Consider the following 20,517-nt stretch of genomic DNA (forward strand, 5'->3'; position numbering starts at 1 on the left):
GGGGGGAGCGGCGCCGTCGGGCACCACGGTACGTGGCCGTGGCGCCCGACGAGCCGCCCCTCGGGGGCAAGACGTCAGACGAGGTCGCGGCGACGGAAGGTCACCGCGCCCGACCCGAGCGCGACCGCGACCCACGCGGCCAGGCCCAGCACCGCGGCCCCGACGCCCAGAGGGGCGAGGCCGCCCAGGACCGACGTCGCGCTCTGGCCGGTCGACGCGAGCGACCCCAGCCCGAGCGGCAGCCACGCCGCGGCGTTCGACGTGCCCCCCGAGAGCAGCAGGACCGCGGCCTGGACCAACGGCTCGACCACCACGAGCCCCACGACGACGAGGATCGCCGCGACCTGCCCGCGGATCAGCGTCCCGATGCCCAGCCCGAGCCACGCGAACAGCACGAGGACCACGAGCCCACGCCCCCACACGCCCAGGACGTCGCCCGCGCCGACCATGAGCTGAGCGCCCGGTGTCGACGCGACGGCCACGAACAGGCCCAGGGCCGTGAGGACCGCGAGCGCGGCGCCGGTCACGAGCGCGACGACCGCGGTCGCGCCCGCCTTGCCCCCGAGGATGCGCAGCCGCGACGGGACCACGAGGGCCGTAGGGACGATGCCGCCCGTGCGGAAGTCGGTCGTGACCGCGAGGACGCCCAGCAGCAGCATGCAGATGACCGACACGCCCGCCGAGCCCGAGCCCGCGGGGCCGTTGCCCAGCAGGTCCAGCATCGCGCGCTGCACGGGTGCCGCGCCCAGGTCGGTCAGTCCGGTGAGGTCGGGGGCGAGGTCCGCGGTCAGCTCGGGCGAGGCCTGGAGGCCCACGGTGGCACCGCCACCCAGGCCCTCGAGGCCCGACAGGACGCGCGGCAGGGCGATCGTCAGGGCCTGGACGAGGACCATGCCCGCGAGGGCGACGATCCCCAGGATCCAGGGCGTGCGGGTCGTGCGTAGCTTGAGCAGCTCGGCGCGGAACATCAGCGCACTCCTTCGGTCTCGGCGGTCAGGTTCAGGTAGAAGTCCTCCAGGGACTCGCCCCGGACGAGGTCCGTGAGCGGGCCGTCGGCGATGACCTGGCCCTGGCCGATCACGACCAGGTCGTCGGCCACCTGCGTGACCTCGGCCAGGACGTGGCTCGCGAGCAGCACCGCCCCGCCGCCGTCCGCGAACGAGCGCAGCACCTCGCGCATCCACCGCATGCCCGCGGGGTCCAGGCCGTTGGCGGGCTCGTCGAGCACCAGCACCTGCGGGTCGCCCAGGAGCGCCGCAGCCAACCCGATGCGCTGGCGCATGCCGAGCGAGTAGGTCCTGACGCGCCGGTCGGCGGCACGGTCCATCCCGACGAGCGCGAGCACCTCCTCGACCCGTCGGCCCCCGATCCCGGCCGCGGTCGCGAGGACCCGCAGGTGGTCTCGTCCGCTGCGCCCCGGGTGCAGGCCGCCCGCGTCGAGCAGCGCGCCGACGACCTGGCCGGGCTTCTCCAGCGCCGCGTACGGGCTGCCCTGGATCGCCGCGGTCCCGGCGCTCGCGGACGCGAGCCCCAGCAGGACGTTGAGCGTGGTCGTCTTGCCCGCGCCGTTGGGGCCGAGCAGCCCCACGACCCTCCCGGGCTCGACGACGAAGCTCACGTCGCGGACGGCGTCGAACGTCCCGTAGGACTTGCGCAGGCCCACGATCTCGATGGCTGGCATCGGGGATCCCTTCTCCTCCGGTGCGCAGCCGGGGTGCCGCGCGCCGTGCCTCCAGCCTGGCTTCTGGGCTGTGGCGGGCGCTTCTGGCGGAGGGGGGAAGGAGGGTTGCGACTTCCGGCGGAAGTGGCGTCGGCTGGATGCCACCCGCCCGCGTAGCGCCGAGGTAGAACGTGCTGCGCGAGGTAGAGCGCGCCACGTCCTACCTCGGCGCAGGACGTTCTACCTCGCGTACGCCGGGCCGTGGCGGCGGCCCTGCGGGACGATCCAGCCGCAGGAACCGCTGCGGCGGTAGGGTCACGGAATCGGAACATCGCGGTACGCACCGCAGGACCGTTCACGCAAACACTCATGGGGGAGGGCGCATGCCCAGCAGGACGTCAGAGACCACGCAACCACGCGAGGGTGCCCGCGGGGTACCTGAGCGCGCGCCCGACACGTCGGCGACGCGCGAGGCCCCTGGGCGAGGCTCCGGCGCTGCACCCCGTGGCTACGCGAAGGGCCGCGCCAAGCGCGACGAGATCCTCGAGGCGGCGACCGGGCTCTTCGGCGAGGTCGGCTACCACTCGGCGTCGCTCCGCGAGATCTCCTCGCGCGTCGGCATCTCCCACCCCGGTCTGCTGCACCACTTCCCGACCAAGGAGCTGCTCCTCCAGGCGGTCCTCGAGCACCGTGACGAGGTGGACTTCGCGCTGCTCGCGGACGACCTGGCGCAGGGTGTCGCGTACTTCGACGCCCTGGTCAACGTCGTCGAGCGCAACGCGGCCCGCCCCGGGATCGTCGAGCTCTACTGCATCCTGTCGGCCGAGGCCACGGCCCCCGACCACCCCGCGCACGAGTACTTCCAGCGCCGATACGACGACGTGCTCGCCCGGAGCCGGCGTGAGCTCACGGACCGCGCGGCCCAGGGCCGGCTGCGGCCCGACGTCGACATCCCGGCCACCGCGCGAGCGATCGTCGCCCTCATGGACGGGCTCCAGGTCCAGTTCCTGCTCGAGCGCAACGGGCCGCGCCCGCCCGTCGACATGGCGGCCGGCCTCCGTGCCTACCTCTCGCTGATCCTGCCGGACGCGGCACCGGCAGAGGCCGAGACCTCCGACTGAGGTCGCAGGCATGACGCCTGGCGCTTGAGGAGCTGGTGGCTGGTGGCGGCCGACGGCTGGCCGCTGACGCAGCTCGCCGGCGGCGGCGGCTGACCTCCGACCGCTGACGGCCGGGTCGCTGTCGGCCGGACACCCGAACGGGCGCCCCCGGATCCGTCGATCCAGGGGCGCCCGTCGGACGTCCGGTCAGGCCTTGCCGGACGCAGCGAGGAGCTGGTCGAGCTGGGCCTCGTCGAACAGCATGCCGTCGAAGGCCGCGATGACCCGCAGCGGCATGTCACCGGCGAGCGCCAGCATCCCCTCGTCCAGGGGCATCGCGGAGGTGTCGTCGGTCTGCGCCATGGCGGTCCGGATGATCTCGCCCGCGACCGGGTGGGCGAGGGCCTCGCTCAGCGTCGACGACGGGGTCAGCGGCGGGGTGATGTCCTCGCCGACCACGGTGACGGTGGCGGACCCGCGCAGGTCACGGGACGAGGCGCCCACGGACACCACGAACTCGCCGCCCTCGACGACCCAGCGCCGCAGCACGGGGTGCCAGTACGACAGGTCGCGTGCGTCGAGCTCGAACGAGAGGGTGCGCGTCCCGCCCGGAGCGAGCGCGACCTTCCCGAACGCCTTGAGCTCGCGCTCGGGGCGCTCGACCGCGGCCTGCGGGTCGCCCACGTAGACCTGGACGACCTCGGCTCCCGCGACGGCCCCCGTGTTGGTGACGGTCACGTCCACGGTGAGCGACGCCGTCGGGCCTTCGCCCGAGACCGTGACCGACAGGTCCTCGTACGCGAAGGTCGTGTACGACAGGCCGTGGCCGAACGGGAAGGCGACGTCCATCCGCTTGGCGTCGTAGTAGCGGTACCCGACCAGGACGCCCTCGCCGTAGCGGACGTGGCCGAACTCGCCCGGGAAGTTTCCGTACGACGCGTTGTCCTCGAGCCGGAGCGGGACGGTCTCGGTCAGCTTGCCCGACGGGTTGCGGACGCCGAACAGCAGGTCCGCGACCGCGCCGCCGCCCGCCTGGCCGCCGAGCCAGCCCTCGAGGATCGCCGCGGTGTGGTGCTGCCAGGGGGTGATCGTGACGGCCGACCCGTTCGCGAGAACCACGACGACGCGCGAGCACACGGCCGCCACGGCCTCGAGGAGCGCAACCTGGTTCGCGGGCAGGTCCATGTCGTCGCGGTCGAAGCCCTCGGACTCGTGGCTCGCGGGCAGGCCCAGGAAGAGGACGACGGTCTCGGCGCCCCGTGCCAGCTCGACGGCCTCGGTGCGGAGGGCGTCGTCGGCCGCCGACGTCTCGGCCGTGATGCCGAAGCCCGCCGCGAACGGGACCTCGGTGCCGGCGATCGCGCGGATCTCCGTCAGGGCGTCGTCGAGGCGCGTGGGCTGGACCTGGCTCGACCCGGCGCCCTGGTAGCGCGGGGTGCGTGCGAACTCGCCGACGACGGCGAGCGACGCCGCGGCGGCCGGGTCGAGGGGGAGGACTGGCGTGCCGTCGACGGGCTCGTTGCGCAGGAGGACCGCGCCCTCGGCGGCGGCCTCGCGGGCGAGGGCGTGGTGCTCGGCCACGTCGAACGCGCCGGGCTCGGCGAGCGCGGGCAGGGCGCGGTTCAGGAGCGTGAGATGGCGGCGGACCGCCTGGTCGAGGATCGCCTCGTCGAGCTCGCCGGCGCGGACCGCGGCGACGACCTGCGCGTCGGTGCGGCCGCCCGTGGCGGGCATCTCGAGGTCGAGACCGGCGGCGAGCGCGGCGACGCGGTCGGAGACCGCTCCCCAGTCGGAGACCACGACACCGTCGTAGCCCCACTCGTCACGCAGGACCTCGGTGAGCAGCCAGTGGTCCTGCGACGCGTACGTCCCGTTGATCTTGTTGTACGAGCACATGACGGTCCACGGCGAGGCCTTCTTCACCGCCCGCTCGAAGCCCGTCAGGTAGATCTCGCGCAGCGTGCGCTCGTCGACGTCGGCGGAGACGCGCATGCGGTCGGTCTCCTGGTTGTTGGCCGCGAAGTGCTTGAGCGAGGTGCCCACGCCCTGGCTCTGGATGCCCCGGATCAGCGCGGCGCCCAGGTCGCCCGAGACCACGGGGTCCTCGGAGAAGTACTCGAAGTTGCGGCCGCAGAGCGGGGAGCGCTTGATGTTGATGCCAGGGCCGAGGAGCACGGCGACGTCGTTGGCGCGGGTCTCGCGACCGAGCGCCTTCCCGATGCGGTCGAGGAGGTCGACGTTCCACGTGGAACCGAGAGCGGCGGCCGTGGGGAAGCACGTCGCGGGGACCGAGTTCGCGAGGCCCAGGTGGTCCGAGGCCCCGCTCTGCTTGCGCAGGCCGTGCGGGCCGTCGGTGACCATGACCGCAGGAACCTCGGCACCCGCTCGCTCGACGGGCTGCGTGTGCCAGAAGTCCAGCCCCGACGTCAGCGACGCCTTCTCCTCGAGCCTGAGCTCCTGGACGAGCCGCTCGACGTCGAGCGGTCCGGCGGCGCGTGCAGTGGTGGGGATGGCGGTGTTCTCGTTGCTCACGGTGCACTTCCTCGAGGGTTCGCGGCCAAGCCGCTCTGCTTGTTCCTCCGAGACTATCCGAGAAACCTACCGAGTGGTAGGTGTGTCGCGGCGGGCGTCAGTCGATGAGCGATCCTTCGGTCAGCACGGGCGTCGCGGCCAGGCAGAGGCCCGTCCGGTCACCCTCGGTCCACGACTCCTCCGAGGGGGTCCAGACCGACAGCTCGATCCCCGCGGGGTCGACGTCGTCCGCCAGGACCGCCGGCACGCAGACGCGCGAGACCCTCGACTCGACGTCGCCCTGCCCGGGCCAGAGCGAGTCCGCCGAGAAGTCGGTGCGGGCCACGACCTGGGCCTCGTGAGGTTCCGCGCACGGGACGACGCGCACCGTGGTGACGGGGCCGTCGTCGGGCAGGTCGGCGAGGCAGTTCCCCAGGACGAGCTGCCGCGCGTGCGCGTCCTGCGGTGCGCTCACGTCGGCGGGCAGCGCGCGCGTCGCGGCGCCGCCCAGCAGCAGGGCGACGCTGACGGCGATCGCCGTCAGCGTCGTGGCCAGACCCAGCGCGATCCCCGCCCAGGCGAGCCCGACGCCTCGTGTGCCGTTCCGTCGGATCCGCGCGAGCGCCGCGGCCCCGACGCCTACACCGACCGGCCCGAGCAGCAGGCCCGTCGGGATCGCCGCAAAGGCCAGGGGCTCGGTCCGGGCAGCGGCGGGTTGCCAGCCCGGCGCGTAGTAGACGTCCTGGTCGTACCCGGACGGGGGAGGCGGGGTGCTCATACGGAGCCCGCTGCGATGCCGATGAACCAGAGCGCGAGGAGCGCCGTCATGACCGCGCCCACCGCGATCCCTGTGATCGCGTACCCGCGTCCTGTCGTCCCGTCGCGCGAGATCTGCTGGAGGGCCACGATCCCCAGGACCAGGCCGACGATCCCGGGGAAGAAGCACAGGGCGAGCCCGGCGAGCGACGTGATCATGGACGCGAGAGCCAGTCCGCTCTGCCGCGGAGGGGGAGCGAACGACGCCGTCCAGGCTGGCCCCTGGGGCCCCTGCTGCCAGGCCGGCGGCATCCCCTGCGGGGCACCGGGATACGGCGTGCTCGGCCCGGGGGGCCACTGTCCCTGGGGGTACGCACCGGGCGCAGGCGGGTAGGGAGAGCCGTACGGGTTCCCGTGGACGGGCGTCCCCGGTGCGCCGTACGGAGGGTGGGCCGGGCCGCCCGACGGCGGAGGCGCCGTCGGGAACCCTGCACCGGACGGCCCGGCGGGAGGGAAGTACGGGTCCGGTTCGACGGGCGCGTCCTCGATGCCGGCCGCGGGCGGCTGGTACGGGACGAGCGGAGGCTGACGCGTCGGTCCGCCGGGGGAGAGGTAGGGGTTGGGCGGAGGCGTCGGATCCTGGTCCGGTGCGCCGGGGCCCTGCGGCGGGTAGGAGGTCATGGGAGAACCGTAGCGACGTGGCGCGGACCTCGGTGGAACTCCCCACAGGACTCACCCTGCGGAGGCCCTTCGCGGACGCGGGCGGATGCTCGCGCATATTTTGTGAGGATTCCACCCCAAACCACCCCTGGCCCTCGTTCGCACGGCTCCGCGCGTCTATGATCGTGGTGGTACCGGGCATCCGCGGTCTCTCGTACGAGGGATTTGGAAGGAGTCGTGCTTTTCTCGCTCGGCTCTCCGGTGCCCTACCGAGCGCGGCCGGCACAGGTCGCGCGCGACGCATCACCGAGCAGTGAGGACGTCATGACCCTGCCACAGGCCGCACAGGCTCCCGCCACCACGAACGATCGAGCGGCGGTGGTTCTCGCTGCCGGTCACGACGACGCGTCGCGCGAGCTCATCACGCGCCCGCTCGGCGAAGCGACCGTGGTCGAGCTCGCCGTCGCCAACGTCCGCAAGATCGTCGCCGACGACCGCATCGTGGTGGTCGTCGCCCCGGGCGACACCACGGTCCGCGGACTGCTGGGCGACGACCTCACGTACGTCGAGCAGCAGGACCTGCCCGGGACGGGCGGAGCGGTGCTCGCGGCCCGAGCCACGATCGAGGCCTTCGCGACCCCCGCGCGCGAGGTCCTCGTCGCCTACGCCGACACGCCGCTCCTGCGCTCCGAGTCGCTGCTCGGCCTCCTGACCCGTCACACGCTCAAGGGCGCGGACCTCTCGCTGCTCGCTGCCGTCGTGACGGAGGACCTGCCCACCTACGGGCGCATCGTCCGCGAGGACGGCGAGATCACCGCGATCCTCGAGGAGGAGGACCGCCCGGCCGACGCCGGGACCGGCGGGGCCCCCGCCGAGGTCAACGTGGGTGCCTACGTCGCGTCCCCCGGCCTGCTGTTCGCCGAGCTCGAGGCCATGCTCGCCGGCGGCGAGCACCGGCTCACCGAGCTCGCCCGCCGCGTCATCGCCAAGCACAAGAGCATCTCCTCGTACCGGATCTACGACACCGACGAGGTCCGGGGCATCAACACCCCCGAGGAGCTCCAGGAGGCCGCGGACATCCTCCTCAAGCGGCTCTTCATGCCCAAGAAGAACACCGACACCAAGATCGTGTTCGGCACCGGCGGGTGGCGCGCCATCATCGGCGAGGGCTACACGCTCGCGAACGTGCGTCGCCTGTGCCAGGCGATCGCGAACGAGACGGTCCGCAAGGGCATCGACGGGCTCGGCGTCGTGATCGGCGGCGACCGCCGCTTCCTCTCGCGCGAGTCCGCCGTCGCGGCGGCAGAGGTCTTCGCGGGCAACAACATCCCGGTCACCCTCCTGCCCGACGACGTCCCCACGCCCCTCGTGACGTTCGCGGCCCCGTACCTCGGCGCGGCCTACGGCATCATCGTCACCTCGAGCCACAACCCGCCCGAGTGGAACGGCATGAAGGTCTTCCGCCAGGACGGCTCCCTGCCACTCGACGACGAGACCGACCGCTACCAGGACGAGGCCAACGCGCTGAGCGTCGACGACGTCATCACGCTCGACCTCGCGGTCGCCCGCAAGGCCGGGCTGGTCGTGGACAAGGTCCTCACCGAGCCCTACGTCGACGCGATCGAGAAGATCGTCGACGTCGACGCCGTCCGCGGCTCGGACCTGCGCGTGATCGTCGACCCCATGTACGGCACGAGCCAGCTCACGCTCGGCACCATCCTCAACGACATGCGCGTGCGCTCCGAGTTCATCCACGCCTCGCACAACCCGCTGTTCGGCGGGATCGCGCCCGCACCGGACCTGCAGCGCCTGTCGACCCTGATCTCGATGATCAAGCAGGGCGACGGCCGCTACGACCTGGGCATGGCGACGGACGGAGACTCCGACCGCATCGGCATCGTCGACGAGACCGGCGAGTACATCTCGACCAACGACCTCCTGCTCCTCCTCTACTGGTACCTGCACGAGTTCCGCGGCGAGAAGGGCGGCGTCGTGCGCAACCTCGCGACGACGCACCTGCTCGACCGGCTGGCCGCGCACTTCGGCGAGGAGTCGCGCGAGGTCAAGGTCGGCTTCAAGCACGTCACGGCCGGCATGGAGGAGATCGGCGCGGTGCTCGGCGGCGAGTCCTCGGGCGGCCTCACGGTCCGCGGCTGGATCCTCGGCAAGGACGGCATCTTCGCGTGCGCCCTGGTCGTCGAGATGCTCGCCCGCACGGGCAAGAAGATCTCCGAGCTGCGCGAGATGATCTACGAGATCACGGGTCGTCTCTACACGCTCGAGGCCGGCGTCGACTCGACGCCGGAGATGCGCGTCGCCGTACCGCGCCGCCTCGAGGCGGACCCGCTCACGCACATCGGGCCCTACCCGGTCGTGAGCATCTCCCACCTCGACGGCACAAAGATCGTCCTCGAGAACGACAACTGGGCGCTCCTGCGGTTCTCCGGGACCGAGCCCGTGCTGCGCATGTTCGTCGAGGCCGACTCCCCCGAGAAGGCCACCGAGCTCCTCGACTGGCTCAAGGGCTTCGTCACGGCGGGCGTCTGAGCTTCCTTCCCCCGGGGTCCTGCGACCTCGGAGGCTCGGACACGGGCCCGCGGCGCCACGACGCGCCGCGGCCCGGCCCACCTCATCACCTCCCCACCCCACCTCACCGACAGGAACCGACCCGACGATGCGCTACGGCCACTTCGACACCGCTCGCGACGAGTACGTCATCGAGCGCCCAGACGTCCCCGTCTCGTGGACGAACTACCTGGGCACCAAGGACTTCTGCACCGTGCTCTCGCACAACGGCGGCGGCTACTCGTACTACAAGTCGGCGCAGACCGGCCGCATCTCGCGGTTCCGCCAGAACGGCGTCCCGCTCGACCGCCCGGGGCACTACGTGTACCTGCGCGACGAGGCCGACGGCGACTTCTGGTCGGTGTCGTGGCAGCCGGTGGGCAAGCCGCTGGCGGAGGACGGTGCGCCTCTGGACCCCTCGGGCGGGGCGGGCCGCTGGACCACGCGCCACGGCCTGAGCTACTCGACGTTCGAGGCCCGGTACAAGGGCATCGACGCCCAGCAGACGATCTTCATCCCGCTGGACGACGACGTCGAGATCTGGGACGTGCGCCTGACCAACACGACCGACGAGGTCCGTGAGCTGACGGTCGGGTCGTACGTGGAGTTCTCCTTCCACACGATCACGATCGACAACCAGAACCTGCAGATGTCGCTCTACTCGACGGGGTCGTCCTACGAGGACGGCATCATCGAGTACGACGCCTACTACGAGCCGTGGACGTTCCACTACTTCGCGTCGAGCGAGACGCCGTCGTCGTACGACTCGCTGCGTGACAACTTCATCGGCCCCTACCGCTCCGAGGCCAACCCGATCGCGATCGAGCGCGGGTACGGCTCGAACGAGAGCGCGACGACGCAGAACCACTGCGGTGCGCTCCAGCACAAGATCACGCTCCAGCCGGGAGAGACCAAGCGCCTCGTCTACATGCTCGGCTACGGCTCGCGCGCCGAGGCCGGTCGTGCGATGCAGGCCAAGTACGCGGACGTCGCGACGGTCGACGCCGAGCGTGCCCGCCTGGCCGCCTACTGGAAGGCCAAGCAGGACAAGCTGCGCATCCGCACGCCCCACGAGGGCATGAACACGATGATCAACTCGTGGACGCTGCTCCAGGCGGAGACCTGTGTCGTGTGGTCGCGCTTCGCGTCGTTCGTCGAGGTCGGCGGACGCAGCGGCCTGGGCTTCCGCGACACGGCCCAGGACGTCATGAGCGTCATCCACACCAACCCGACCAAGACGCACCAGCGCATCGTCGAGCTCCTGCGGGCCCAGACGGAGGCGGGCTACGGCCTGCACCTGTTCGAGCCCAAGGCGTTCGACCCGGACGCGCCCAAGCTCCCCGACGTCCCGTCGCCCACGATCGTCCCGACGCCGGACCCCAAGGACCTCATCCACGGGCTCGAGGACACGTGCTCGGACGACCACCTGTGGCTCGTGCCGTCGGTCGTGGAGTACGTCAAGGAGACGGGCCGCCTCGAGTTCCTCGACGAGGAGATCCCGTTCGCGGAGGGCACGCCCGCCACGGTGTACGAGCACCTCACGCGCGCGCTCGACTTCTCGAGCCAGCAGGTCGGTCAGAACGGTGTGGCCCTGGGCCTGCGTGCGGACTGGAACGACTGCCTCAACCTGGGCGGCGGCGAGACCTCGCTGGTCACGTTCCTGCACGCGTGGGCCATCCAGGCGTTCCTGGAGCTCGCACGGCACCGTGCCGCTGCCGGGGACGAGGCCGCGGCAGCGGACGTCGCCAAGTACGAGGCCGAGCTCGAGCGCATCGCGAAGGTCGCGGACACCCAGCTCTGGGACGGCGCCTGGTGGATCCGCGGCTACACGCGCGACGGCGTGAAGATCGGCTCGAACGACAACGACGAGGGCAAGATCTTCCTCGAGCACCAGGCGTGGCCCGTCATCGCGGGCATCACGACCCAGGAGCGCGGCGAGGCGTCGATGGACTCGGTGCGCGAGCTCCTGGGCTCGGAGTACGGCAACCACCTGAACTGGCCGGCGTTCACCAAGGTCGACGACACGGTCGGGTTCGTGACGCGCGTGTACCCGGGCATCAAGGAGAACGCGGCGATCTTCTCGCACCCGAACGCGTGGCCCATCATCGCCGAGGCCATGCTGGGCCGCGGTGACGAGGCCGTGCAGTTCTACGACGCGATCCTGCCGTACAACCAGAACGACAACATCGAGGTCCGCGGGGCCGAGCCGTACGCCTACGTGCAGTTCCTGTACGGCCGTGACCACGAGTGGTTCGGGAAGGCGCAGAACCCGTGGCTCACGGGCACCGCAGGCTGGATGTACACGGCCGCGACCAAGTACATCCTCGGTGTGCGCCTGGCTCTCGACGGTCTGGTCGTCGACCCGTCGATCCCCAAGGACTGGGACGGCTTCGAGGTGCGTCGCGAGTGGCGCGGAGCGGTCTACGAGATCGAGGTCCGCAACCCCGACCACGTCTCGAAGGGCGTGACGTCGGTGACGCTCGACGGCGTCGAGCTCGACCCGACGCAGCCGATCCCGGCCCAGCCGGAGGGCTCGGAGGTCAAGGTCGTGGTGACGCTGGGCTGACCGCCAGCCGCTGAGTGCGGAGCAGCTGTCGTCGAACGGCTCGTCCGACGACAACTGCTCCGCACTCAGCGTCTGCGGGACCCGGTGGTCAGTCCGAGAAGTCCACGATCACGGGAACGTGGTCCGAGGCGCCCTTGCCCTTGCGCTCGTCGCGGTCGATCTCCACGCCCGTCGCGCGGGCCCGCAGCGCGGGGGACAGGTAGGCGAAGTCGATCCGCATGCCCTGGTTCTTGGGGAAGCGCAGCTGCTGATAGTCCCAGTACGTGTACTTGTGCTCCTCGGGGAAGAACTCGCGCGTGACCTCGGTGTACCCGGCCGCCGCGAACGCTGAGAACGCCTCCCTCTCGGGCGGGGAGGTGTGCGTGTGCCCCGCGAACACGGCCGGGTCCCACACGTCGGTGTCGAGCGGCGCGACGTTCCAGTCGCCGACCAGCGCCACCTGCGCCGCAGGATCGGCCGCGAGCCAGCCCGCGGCCTGCTCGCGCAGGTTGCCGAGCCACTCGAGCTTGTACGGGTAGTGCGGGTCGTCGAGCCCGCGCCCGTGCGGTACGTACAGGCTCCACACGCGCACGCCGCCGCACGTCGCGCCGATCGCCCGGGCCTCCAGGTGCGGCTCGGCCCCGAAGTGCGGTTGCGTCGCGAAGCCCGTCTCGACGTCCTCGATCCCCACGCGGGACACGATCGCGACCCCGTTCCACTGGCTCAGCCCGAAGTGCGCGACCTCGTACCCCGCGGCCTCGAAGACCTCGTGCGGGAACTGGGCGTCCTTGCACTTGGTCTCCTGCAGCGCGAGCACGTCGGTGCCCGAGCGTTCCAGGAAGGCCACGGCCCGCTCGGCGCGGGCTCGGATCGAGTTGATGTTCCAGGTGGCGAGTCGCATGGCGCCCAGGCTAGCCGGGGCGACCCACGCCCGGTGCGGGTGGACGGCGAGCCGGCGGCCAGAGGTGCGTGGCGCCGTCGGGCACGGGGGTCCCCCGACCGCCGCGCGCCCCCTAGGCTGGGCCCATGGCGACTGCACTGATCACCGGCGCGAGCGCCGGCCTGGGCCTCGAGTTCGCGTGGCAGCTGGCCACGGCCCGTCACGACCTGGTCCTCGTCGCGCGCGACGCCGAGCGCCTCGAGCGCGTCGCGGCGCAGATCCGCGCGGCTGCGGGCGTGCGGGTCCAGGTGCTCCCGGCGGACCTCTCGGTGCCCGACGACGTCGCGCGCGTCGCAGCACGTCTCGCCGTGGTCGACGAGGACGAGGCAGGGCAGCGACCCGTGGGCCTGCTCGTCAACAACGCCGGCTACGCGGTGCACCAGCGCTTCGTGGGCGGGGACGTCGACGCCGAGGTCAAGGCGCTGGACGTCATGGTGCGCGCGGTCCTGGTGCTCTCGCACGCCGCAGCGGGCCAGATGACCGAGCGCGGGCGCGGCGCGATCCTCAACGTCGCGTCGGTCGCGGCGCTCACGGCGAGCGGGACCTACTCGGCCGCCAAGGCGTGGGTGCGGACGTTCACCGAGGGGCTCGCGGTCGAGCTGCGCGGGACGGGCGTGACGGCCACGGCCCTGTGCCCGGGGCTCACGCACACCGAGTTCCACGAGCGGGCCGGGATCGACTACACGCAGCTTCCCGAGGTCGCGTGGCTCAACGCGGACCGGGTCGTCGCGGCGGCCCTCGCGGACGTGCGCCGCGGCGTCGTGATCTCGACGCCCTCGCTGCGGTACCGGCTGGCGTCGGGGCTGCTCAAGGTCGCACCGCGTGCCGCCGTGCGGGCGTTCGAGGCGCGCTGACCGGTCTCGGGTCGCGGTCGGGCGCGGAGGACGGACCCGCAGGAACGCTAGCCTTGACCCCATGACCGACACCTCCACGCACCTGTCCCCGACGCCCCGCGAGCAGCTCCGCGACCTGATCGCCGAGCTGGCGATCGTGCACGGGAAGGTCACGCTCTCCTCGGGCAAGGAAGCCGACTACTACGTGGACCTGCGCCGCATCACGCTGCACCACCGCGCGGCGCCGCTCGTCGGGCACGTCCTGCTGGACCAGCTCGAGGAGGCCGGGCTGGGGACCGCGGAGGTCGACGCCGTGGGCGGTCTGACGCTGGGTGCTGACCCCATCGCGACCGCGCTGCTGCACGCCGCGGCCTCGCGGGGCCAGGACCTCGACGCGTTCGTGGTGCGCAAGGCCGCCAAGGCCCACGGGATGCAGCGTCAGATCGAGGGGCCGGAGATCGCGGGGCGCCGCGTCGTCGTCGTCGAGGACACGACGACGACGGGTGGCTCGCCCATCACGGCGATCGAGGCGGCGCGGGCAGCGGGCGCCGAGGTCGTGGGCGTCGCGACGATCATGGACCGCGACACGGGCGCACGCGAGAAGATCGAGGCGCTGGGCGTGCCCTACTTCTCGATCTTCGGTCTGACGGACTTCGACCTTGCCTGAGCAGGCCTGAGCAGGTCTTGAGCGACCCGTGAGCGGGCCGGCAGCGGGAGGGGGCACGTCGTGACCTGGGTGGCGTGGGTCGTCTTCGTCGTCGTGGACGTCGTCGTGATCGGTCTGATGTACGTGTTCTGGCGGGCCGGCAAGGCGCGGCTGCGCATGTCCGAGGCGTGGGCCGCGCGCCACGGGTGGCGCTACGAGGCCCTCGACCGCGAGCTCGCCAAGCGCTGGCGGGGGACCCCGTTCGGGGCGGGGCACGACCGCAAGGCGACCGAGGTCCTCGCAGGCGAGTACGCAGGCCGCCCGGCGCTGTCGTTCACGTACGTCTGGACGGTCGGGGGCGGCAAGAGCGAGACGACGCACACGGCGCACGTGGTCGCCCTGTTCCTGCCGGCGGTGCTGCCCGCGCTCGAGCTGACGCCCGAGGGCTTCGGGGCCAGGCTCGCCAAGACGTTCGGCGGGCAGGACGTGCAGCTCGAGTCGGAGGACTTCAACAGGGCCTGGCGCGTCGAGACGAGCGACCTCCGGTTCGCGCACCAGGTCCTTCACCCTCGCCTCATGCACCGTCTCCTCGAGCCGGACTTCGCGCGACGCAACGTGCGGATCGAGGGGGACGCGATCCTCGGGTGGACGGGTGGCAGGACGGTCCTGGACAACGTGTTCCCCCTCCTGTCGCGGCTCGCGGCCGTGGCCGACGCGATCCCGGACCACGTCTGGCTCGACCACGGGGCGTCGCCACCGCGTCGGCAGGGAGACCCGCCCCGCTCCGCGCCGACGTGGGGGACGCCGGCTCCCTGACGCCTCGGTCCGGGGTGCCGTGCTCCCCGCTACGATGCACGTACCTTCCGCGTCGCCCGACGACGTCACGCACCTCGGCCTGTCGGGCCCGGGCGCGCGGGCGTCCGGGCCGGGCGGTCCGACACCTCAGCCCAAGGGGGCAGCATGTCAGGCGGCATCATCGCCTTGATCGTCATCGGCGTCATCGTCCTGATCGTCCTCTTCTGGGCGGTCGCGCAGTACAACGGCTTCGTCCGGCTGCGGAACCTGGTGCAGGAGTCGTGGCGTCAGATCGACGTCGAGCTGCACCGGCGCCATGACCTCATCCCGAACCTGATGGAGACCGTGAAGGGGTACGCCGCGCACGAGCGGGGCGTCTTCGAGCAGGTCGCCGCGGCGCGTTCGGCAGCGGCGGGACCGGTCTCCGGTCCGGCGGACCAGGCAGCCAAGGAGAACCAGCTGACGCAGGCGCTCGGGCGGCTGTTCGCGGTCGCCGAGGCCTACCCGCAGCTCCGTGCCAGCGAGAACTTCGGTCAGCTCCAGGCCGAGCTGACGAACACCGAGGACCGCATCGCGGCCGGTCGTCGGTTCTACAACGCGAACGTCCGCACGCTGAACACCAAGGTCGAGACGTTCCCGCCGAACGTCATCGCGAAGATGTTCGGCTTCCAGCGGGCCGAGTACTTCGAGGTCGACAACCCGGCGGTGCGCAACGCGCCGCGCCTGGACTTCAACGGCAACGGCCCGATCCTCGACCGCTGAGGTCGAGGACCGGCCGCGACGTGCGGCACGGACGGACGAGGGGCGGTGCGCCAGGGGCGCGCCGCCCCTCGGCGCGTCCCGGTCCGACGGGCGTCTGAGACGAGGGTGTGACTCCGACCACAGGAGATAAGGTAATCCTTGCTTTGGTGAGGCACGCCTTATATGGTCCACAGGGCGATGGTCGAGAGACCTGCCGCCCTGACGCCGCCATCGCGGGCGGCCCACGAACCATCACGGGAGACCGAGTGCTCATCACGCAACGAGGAGGGCGCCGTCGCGCTCTCGCCTCACTCCTGACCGGAGCGCTCGTCGCCGGTCTCGCAGTCGTCGGGGTCACTCCCGCCAGCGCCGCGGACACCGTCACGGTGTCGGGCGGCAGCGCCACCTGGAACCTCAAGGACAGCTGGACCGGCTACGTCGGCGGTGCGGGGACCATCACGCCCGCGCTGACCAACGGCAAGTCCGTGTACTCGCCCGCGAGCGGCAGCATCGACCCCGTGACGGGCGTCGGCGCGCTGCGCTTCGGTGGATCGACCAACTACAAGGCGCACGGCGGCGTCCTCGACATCACGGTTGCCGACCTGCGTCTCGCGATCAGCTCGCCGACGACCGGCGTCCTCACCGCGGACGTCACCACGGCCGCCGGGTTGGCAGACGACGTCAAGGTCGCCGACGTGGCCGTGAGCACGGCCCGCGCGGGCGACACGCTCACCGTCACGGCGAACGGGATCCTGTCCAGCGCGTTCGGTGCGCTCGACGGCAACTTCTCCGACTACGTCGGCCAGCCGATGTCGACCCTCACCGCCACGCTCGACGCGCCGCTCCCGGTGGCGCCGGCCGCCCCGACGACCACGACGCTCGCGGTCGCCCCGGCGGGCACCTCGGTCGAGGGGACCGCGGTCGCGCTGAGCGCGACGGTCGCCCCGGCCGCAGCGGGCAGCGTCGAGTTCCTCGACGGAGCCACGTCCCTGGGCACGGCCACGGTGTCCGACGGCGCCGCTCGCCTCGACGTCGCGGCTCCGGCAGTGGGGGAGCACGCCTACTCGGCACGCTTCACCCCGGCCGACGCCGCCGCGTTCGTCGCCTCGACGTCCGCGTCCACCGCGCACACCGTGACGGCCAAGACCGTCGACCCGCCTGCTCCGGTGGCTGACCCCAAGGTGACGGTCACGCCGAGCGCGGATGTCGACCCGTCGGTCGAGAACACGTTCACGATCTCGGGGACGGGGTTCGTGGGTGCAGGCGCGAAGAACGGCGCCTACGTGCTGCTGGGCGAGTCGTCGATCTGGAAGGGCGAGGGCCCGCTCCTGGCCGAGGGCTGGCTGCAGCAGGTCTACGTCCGCTCGATCGCCGACGGCGCGTTCACGACCACGATCACGGTCCCGGCGGGCTCGTTCGACGCCACGAAGGAGTACGTGGTCGCGACGTCGGCCGCGCACGCCCTCTCGGTCACGGACCGCACGCTCGACACGTTCACGCCCGTCACGTTCAAGGGCGAGGAGCCCACGGCTCCGGTGTTCGAGCCTGCGATCGACGTCTTCGCTGCTGATGGTGTGACGCCGCTGGGCGACACGCTGGTCCGTCCGGGTGACGCGATCGTGGTGAAGGGTTCCGGTTTCGATCCGGCGGCGAACGTCGGTGGTCGTGGGGCGCCGATCCCGGCGAACCTGCCGCAGGGTACGTACGTGGTGTTCGGCTCGTTCGCGGACGAGTGGCAGCCGTCGACCGGTGCGCCGACCACGGCTCGCAAGGTGGCGGAGTCGGTGCTGGACCAGGTCCCGCCGGCTTTCCAGGGGACGATCCGCAAGCAGTGGGTCGACATCGCGGAGGACGGTTCGTTCACGGCGACGCTGACGCTCGCTGAGCTCGAGGCGATCGAGGGTGGGTCGTTCGGGGTCTACACCTACGCGGCCGGTGGCGTGAAGAACGCCGCTCAGGAGCTCGCGTACCCCGTGAGCTTCACCAACGACCCGGCCCCGGTGTTCGAGCCTGCGATCGAGGTCTTCGCTGCTGATGGTGTGACGCCGCTGGGTGACACGGTGGTGCGTCCGGGTGACGCGATCGTGGTGAAGGGTTCCGGTTTCGACCCGGCGTCGAACGTCGGTGGATACGGCAACCCGATCCCCAACACCCTGCCGCAGGGCAACTACGTCGTGTTCGGCAGCTTTGCCGAGGCGTGGCGCCCGTCGGAGGGCGTGGCGAGCTCGGCTCGCAAGGTCGGCTCGCAGGCATGGGCGCTGTCGGAGACCGTGCTGAACCAGCTCAGCCCCGCGAACCAGTCGATCATCCGTGGCCAGTGGGCCGACATCGCCGCTGACGGCACGTTCACGGCCAAGCTCACGCTGAAGGCCCCCGCGTCTCTCGAGGGTGGCCGCTACGGCGTCTACACCTACGGTGCGGGCGGCGTGAAGAACGCCGACCAGGAGCTCTCGGTCCCGGTCAACTTCACCAACGCCCCGGCGCCGGTGTTCGAGCCGGTGGTCGAGGTGTTCGCTGCTGATGGTGTGACGCCGTTGAAGAGCACCGTGGTGCGTCCTGGTGACGCGGTCGTGGTGAAGGGTTCTGGTTTCGATCCGGCCGCGAACGTCGGTGGGCGTGGGGTGCCGATCCCGGCGAACCTGCCGCAGGGCACGTATGTGGTGTTCGGGTCGTTCGCGGACGAGTGGTGGCGGAGTCGGTGCTGGACCAGGTCCCGCCGGCTTTCCAGGGGACGATCCGCAAGCAGTGGGTCGACATCGCGGAGGACGGTTCGTTCACGGCGACGTGGACGCTCGCTGAGCTCGAGGCGATCGAGGGTGGGTCGTTCGGGGTCTACACGTACGCGGCCGGTGGCGTGAAGAACGCTGCTCAGGAGCTCTCGGTCCCGGTCAACTTCACCAACGACCCGGCGCCTGCACCGCTCACGGTCACCCCCTCGGCGCCGTCGGTCACGGCGGGAGCCAAGCTGCCGCTCACCGTCGCGGGTCTTGCGACCGGCGACAAGGTCTCGTCCGTCCGTCTGGGTGGTGCAGCGGCAACCTTCGTCGTGAACGACGGGGCGGTCGTCGTGACGGTGCCGGCGGACCAGGCGCCCGGTGAGCTCACTGTCGCCGTGACGAGCGCGCTCGGTGCCACGGGGACGGCGACCGTCACCGTGGTCGCCAAGCCCGTCACCCCGCCGACCTCCGGCGTCGCCGGGAGCCTGCAGTGGGGCGTCAAGGAGTCCTTCCGCAGCTACATCACGGGGAACATCGCGAAGGGTGGCATCCAGACGTCCGGTGGAGCAACGGGCGCCGCGACCGGTCTGTACTCGTTCCCGCAGTCCGCGAAGAGCTCGTTCGACACGGCCTCCCGCAAGGGCTCGGTCGACTTCGCCGGTACCGTCCGCTTCACCGGGCACGGTGGGGTGCTCGACGTCCGACTCACGAACCCCCGCATCGTCGCGACGGGTGGCCAGGCGACCCTGGTCGCAGACGTCGACTCGAAGGACATCGACGGCGGTTCGTTCGTGCAGGCCGGCGTCACGATCGCGACGCTCGACCTGTCCGCAGCGAAGGTCACGACCGCGAACGGTTCGACGACCTACGCGGACGTCCCTGCTGTCCTCACGGCAGCCGGCGTCCCGGCGTTCGGCTCGTTCTACACGGCCGGCGACGCGCTCGACCCCGTGACCTTCACGGTCGGCGCTGCGGTCGACAACCCGGGCACGACGCCGGGCGAAGGGTCGGGCAACACCGACGGTTCGGGTACGCCGAAGGACCCGGCCGTGGCCGACCTCTCCGTCTCGCAGGTCGCCCCCGGCGACCAGGTCACGATCAGCGGCTTCGGGTTCGGGGCGAACGAGTCGGGCCTGCGCGTCGAGGTCCACTCCACCCCGCGGGTGCTCGCCACGGGCATCACGGCCAACGCCGGTGGCGCGGCCACGTCGACCGTCACGATCCCCAAGGATCTTCCGGCGGGCGAGCACACGCTGCTCCTCATCGGCGCGAACCACACCGCGTCCGCGGCCATCACGGTCACGGGGTCGAGCACCTCGGGCAGCGGTTCCGCTGCTCAGCAGTGCTACGCGCAGGGTGTCAACGGCGCCACGCTGACCTGGGGCGTGAGCGACAAGTTCCGCGCGTACATCGCGGGGCCCATCGCCAAGGGCTCGGTCTCGGCCAGCGGTGCCAAGGACAACGGCTCCACGACCACGTGGAGCGGTGGCAAGGGATCGTTCAACACCGAGCTCGGCAAGGGCCGCGCCGCCTTCGCAGGCTCGGTGGCCTTCACCGGCCACGGCGGCATCCTCGACCTGCAGATCTCCAACCCGCGGGTCCAGGTCAACGGCGGCAGCGGCACGCTCGTCGTCGACGTCGTGAGCAGCGACATGGAGGGCAACAAGTCCACGAGCAAGGGCGTCGCGTTCGCGAGCCTCGACCTCTCGGGCAAGAAGTCGACCTCGGGCACCACGATCACGTGGACCGGTGCGCCGGCCACGCTGACGGCCGCAGGCGCCAAGGCGTTCGCGGGCTTCTACGAGGCAGGGACCGCACTGGCCCCGGCCACGTTCAGCTTCCCGATCGGTGGCGACGTCGAGTGCGACGCGTTCTCGGGACTCGCCGCCACCGGCACCGAGGCGGGCAACGTCACGGCCCTCGCGGTGATGCTGCTCCTCAGCGGCGCGGGCCTGCTCGCGGTGAGCAGGCGCCGTCGGGCACGCGCGACCGTCTGACGCACCACCGCAGGACCGCACCACGAACGGCGGGCGGGCCGGGACCACTCC

15 protein-coding genes are annotated in these 20,517 nt (G+C 71.7%); 9 read left to right on the forward strand and 6 right to left on the reverse strand.

Annotated elements, in window-relative coordinates; translation table 11 throughout:
* Positions 1-74: 74 nt before the first annotated feature.
* Complete coding sequence (locus tag ASE15_RS17145) at positions 75-968, reverse strand: ABC transporter permease (RefSeq protein ID WP_056652637.1); 894 nt, start codon at positions 966-968, stop codon at positions 75-77.
* Positions 968-1,681 (reverse strand): ABC transporter ATP-binding protein, encoded by a 714-nt coding sequence (locus tag ASE15_RS17150; RefSeq protein WP_056652635.1) that lies wholly within the window; start codon positions 1,679-1,681, stop codon positions 968-970. Before ASE15_RS17150 ends, ASE15_RS17145 begins: the two co-directional genes overlap by 1 nt.
* Before the next feature lie 362 nt (positions 1,682-2,043).
* Between ASE15_RS17150 and ASE15_RS17155 the strand changes: the two genes are divergently transcribed.
* Positions 2,044-2,781 carry a TetR/AcrR family transcriptional regulator gene (locus ASE15_RS17155; RefSeq protein ID WP_082609014.1) on the forward strand — a complete coding sequence of 246 codons (738 nt, stop codon included), beginning with the start codon at positions 2,044-2,046 and terminating at the stop codon, positions 2,779-2,781.
* Positions 2,782-2,967: 186 nt separating this feature from the next.
* Here ASE15_RS17155 and ASE15_RS17160 read toward each other — a convergent pair whose 3' ends face one another.
* The 3 genes from ASE15_RS17160 to ASE15_RS21265 form a co-directional block, all read right to left on the reverse strand.
* A complete protein-coding gene (locus tag ASE15_RS17160) occupies positions 2,968-5,292 on the reverse strand; it encodes a glycoside hydrolase family 3 C-terminal domain-containing protein (protein WP_369800636.1) in 2,325 nt (774 codons plus the stop codon).
* A gap of 97 nt (positions 5,293-5,389) precedes the next feature.
* Positions 5,390-6,049 carry a DUF4190 domain-containing protein gene (locus ASE15_RS17165; RefSeq protein ID WP_082618541.1) on the reverse strand — a complete coding sequence of 220 codons (660 nt, stop codon included), beginning with the start codon at positions 6,047-6,049 and terminating at the stop codon, positions 5,390-5,392.
* Positions 6,046-6,708, reverse strand: a complete 663-nt coding sequence (locus ASE15_RS21265; RefSeq protein ID WP_056764605.1) for a DUF4190 domain-containing protein — start codon at positions 6,706-6,708, stop codon at positions 6,046-6,048. Before ASE15_RS21265 ends, ASE15_RS17165 begins: the two co-directional genes overlap by 4 nt.
* A 303-nt stretch (positions 6,709-7,011) precedes the next feature.
* Here ASE15_RS21265 and ASE15_RS17175 point away from each other — a divergent pair, with 303 nt between their 5' ends.
* Positions 7,012-9,234 (forward strand): NTP transferase domain-containing protein, encoded by a 2,223-nt coding sequence (locus tag ASE15_RS17175; RefSeq protein ID WP_056764607.1) that lies wholly within the window; start codon positions 7,012-7,014, stop codon positions 9,232-9,234.
* Between the two features lie 127 nt (positions 9,235-9,361).
* The gene (locus ASE15_RS17180; RefSeq protein WP_056764609.1) at positions 9,362-11,818 is read left to right on the forward strand and encodes a GH36-type glycosyl hydrolase domain-containing protein; all 2,457 of its coding nucleotides are present in this window, start codon (positions 9,362-9,364) and stop codon (positions 11,816-11,818) included.
* A gap of 88 nt (positions 11,819-11,906) precedes the next feature.
* On the opposite strand, the gene ASE15_RS17185 is transcribed toward ASE15_RS17180, so the two are convergent.
* Complete coding sequence (locus tag ASE15_RS17185; protein WP_056652617.1) at positions 11,907-12,698, reverse strand: exodeoxyribonuclease III; 792 nt, start codon at positions 12,696-12,698, stop codon at positions 11,907-11,909.
* A gap of 125 nt (positions 12,699-12,823) precedes the next feature.
* On the opposite strand from ASE15_RS17185, the gene ASE15_RS17190 reads away from it, so the two are divergent.
* The 6 genes from ASE15_RS17190 (at position 12,824) to ASE15_RS21270 (ending at position 20,466) form a co-directional block, all read left to right on the forward strand.
* The gene (locus ASE15_RS17190) at positions 12,824-13,591 is read left to right on the forward strand and encodes an SDR family oxidoreductase (RefSeq protein ID WP_056652614.1); all 768 of its coding nucleotides are present in this window, start codon (positions 12,824-12,826) and stop codon (positions 13,589-13,591) included.
* Between the two features lie 61 nt (positions 13,592-13,652).
* On the forward strand, positions 13,653-14,237 hold the full coding sequence (gene pyrE, locus ASE15_RS17195; protein WP_056652610.1) for an orotate phosphoribosyltransferase: 585 nt from the start codon (positions 13,653-13,655) through the stop codon (positions 14,235-14,237).
* A gap of 60 nt (positions 14,238-14,297) precedes the next feature.
* Positions 14,298-15,032 (forward strand): hypothetical protein, encoded by a 735-nt coding sequence (locus ASE15_RS17200; protein WP_056764611.1) that lies wholly within the window; start codon positions 14,298-14,300, stop codon positions 15,030-15,032.
* 144 nt (positions 15,033-15,176) lie between these two features.
* Positions 15,177-15,773 carry a LemA family protein gene (locus ASE15_RS17205; protein WP_056652604.1) on the forward strand — a complete coding sequence of 199 codons (597 nt, stop codon included), beginning with the start codon at positions 15,177-15,179 and terminating at the stop codon, positions 15,771-15,773.
* A 245-nt stretch (positions 15,774-16,018) separates the two neighbouring features.
* Positions 16,019-18,610, forward strand: a complete 2,592-nt coding sequence (locus tag ASE15_RS20970) for an HtaA domain-containing protein (protein ID WP_056764613.1) — start codon at positions 16,019-16,021, stop codon at positions 18,608-18,610.
* A gap of 296 nt (positions 18,611-18,906) precedes the next feature.
* Positions 18,907-20,466 (forward strand): HtaA domain-containing protein, encoded by a 1,560-nt coding sequence (locus ASE15_RS21270; protein ID WP_235534525.1) that lies wholly within the window; start codon positions 18,907-18,909, stop codon positions 20,464-20,466.
* Positions 20,467-20,517 lie beyond the last annotated feature (51 nt).

Origin of the sequence: Oerskovia sp. Root22 (genome assembly GCF_001429135.1) — a bacterium.
Lineage (GTDB): Bacteria > Actinomycetota > Actinomycetes > Actinomycetales > Cellulomonadaceae > Oerskovia > Oerskovia enterophila.

What these genes read in the sequence shown, in the direction of transcription:
- ASE15_RS17145 (WP_056652637.1), bottom strand. Translation starts at nt 968, where the DNA reads ATGTTCCGCGCCGAGCTGCTCAAGCTACGCACGACCCGCACGCCCTGG.
- ASE15_RS17150 (WP_056652635.1), bottom strand. Translation starts at nt 1,681, where the DNA reads ATGCCAGCCATCGAGATCGTGGGCCTGCGCAAGTCCTACGGGACGTTC.
- ASE15_RS17155 (WP_082609014.1), top strand. Translation starts at nt 2,044, where the DNA reads ATGCCCAGCAGGACGTCAGAGACCACGCAACCACGCGAGGGTGCCCGC.
- ASE15_RS17165 (WP_082618541.1), bottom strand. Translation starts at nt 6,049, where the DNA reads ATGAGCACCCCGCCTCCCCCGTCCGGGTACGACCAGGACGTCTACTAC.
- ASE15_RS21265 (WP_056764605.1), bottom strand. Translation starts at nt 6,708, where the DNA reads ATGACCTCCTACCCGCCGCAGGGCCCCGGCGCACCGGACCAGGATCCG.
- ASE15_RS17175 (WP_056764607.1), top strand. Translation starts at nt 7,012, where the DNA reads ATGACCCTGCCACAGGCCGCACAGGCTCCCGCCACCACGAACGATCGA.
- ASE15_RS17180 (WP_056764609.1), top strand. Translation starts at nt 9,362, where the DNA reads ATGCGCTACGGCCACTTCGACACCGCTCGCGACGAGTACGTCATCGAG.
- ASE15_RS17185 (WP_056652617.1), bottom strand. Translation starts at nt 12,698, where the DNA reads ATGCGACTCGCCACCTGGAACATCAACTCGATCCGAGCCCGCGCCGAG.
- ASE15_RS17190 (WP_056652614.1), top strand. Translation starts at nt 12,824, where the DNA reads ATGGCGACTGCACTGATCACCGGCGCGAGCGCCGGCCTGGGCCTCGAG.
- pyrE (WP_056652610.1), top strand. Translation starts at nt 13,653, where the DNA reads ATGACCGACACCTCCACGCACCTGTCCCCGACGCCCCGCGAGCAGCTC.
- ASE15_RS17205 (WP_056652604.1), top strand. Translation starts at nt 15,177, where the DNA reads ATGTCAGGCGGCATCATCGCCTTGATCGTCATCGGCGTCATCGTCCTG.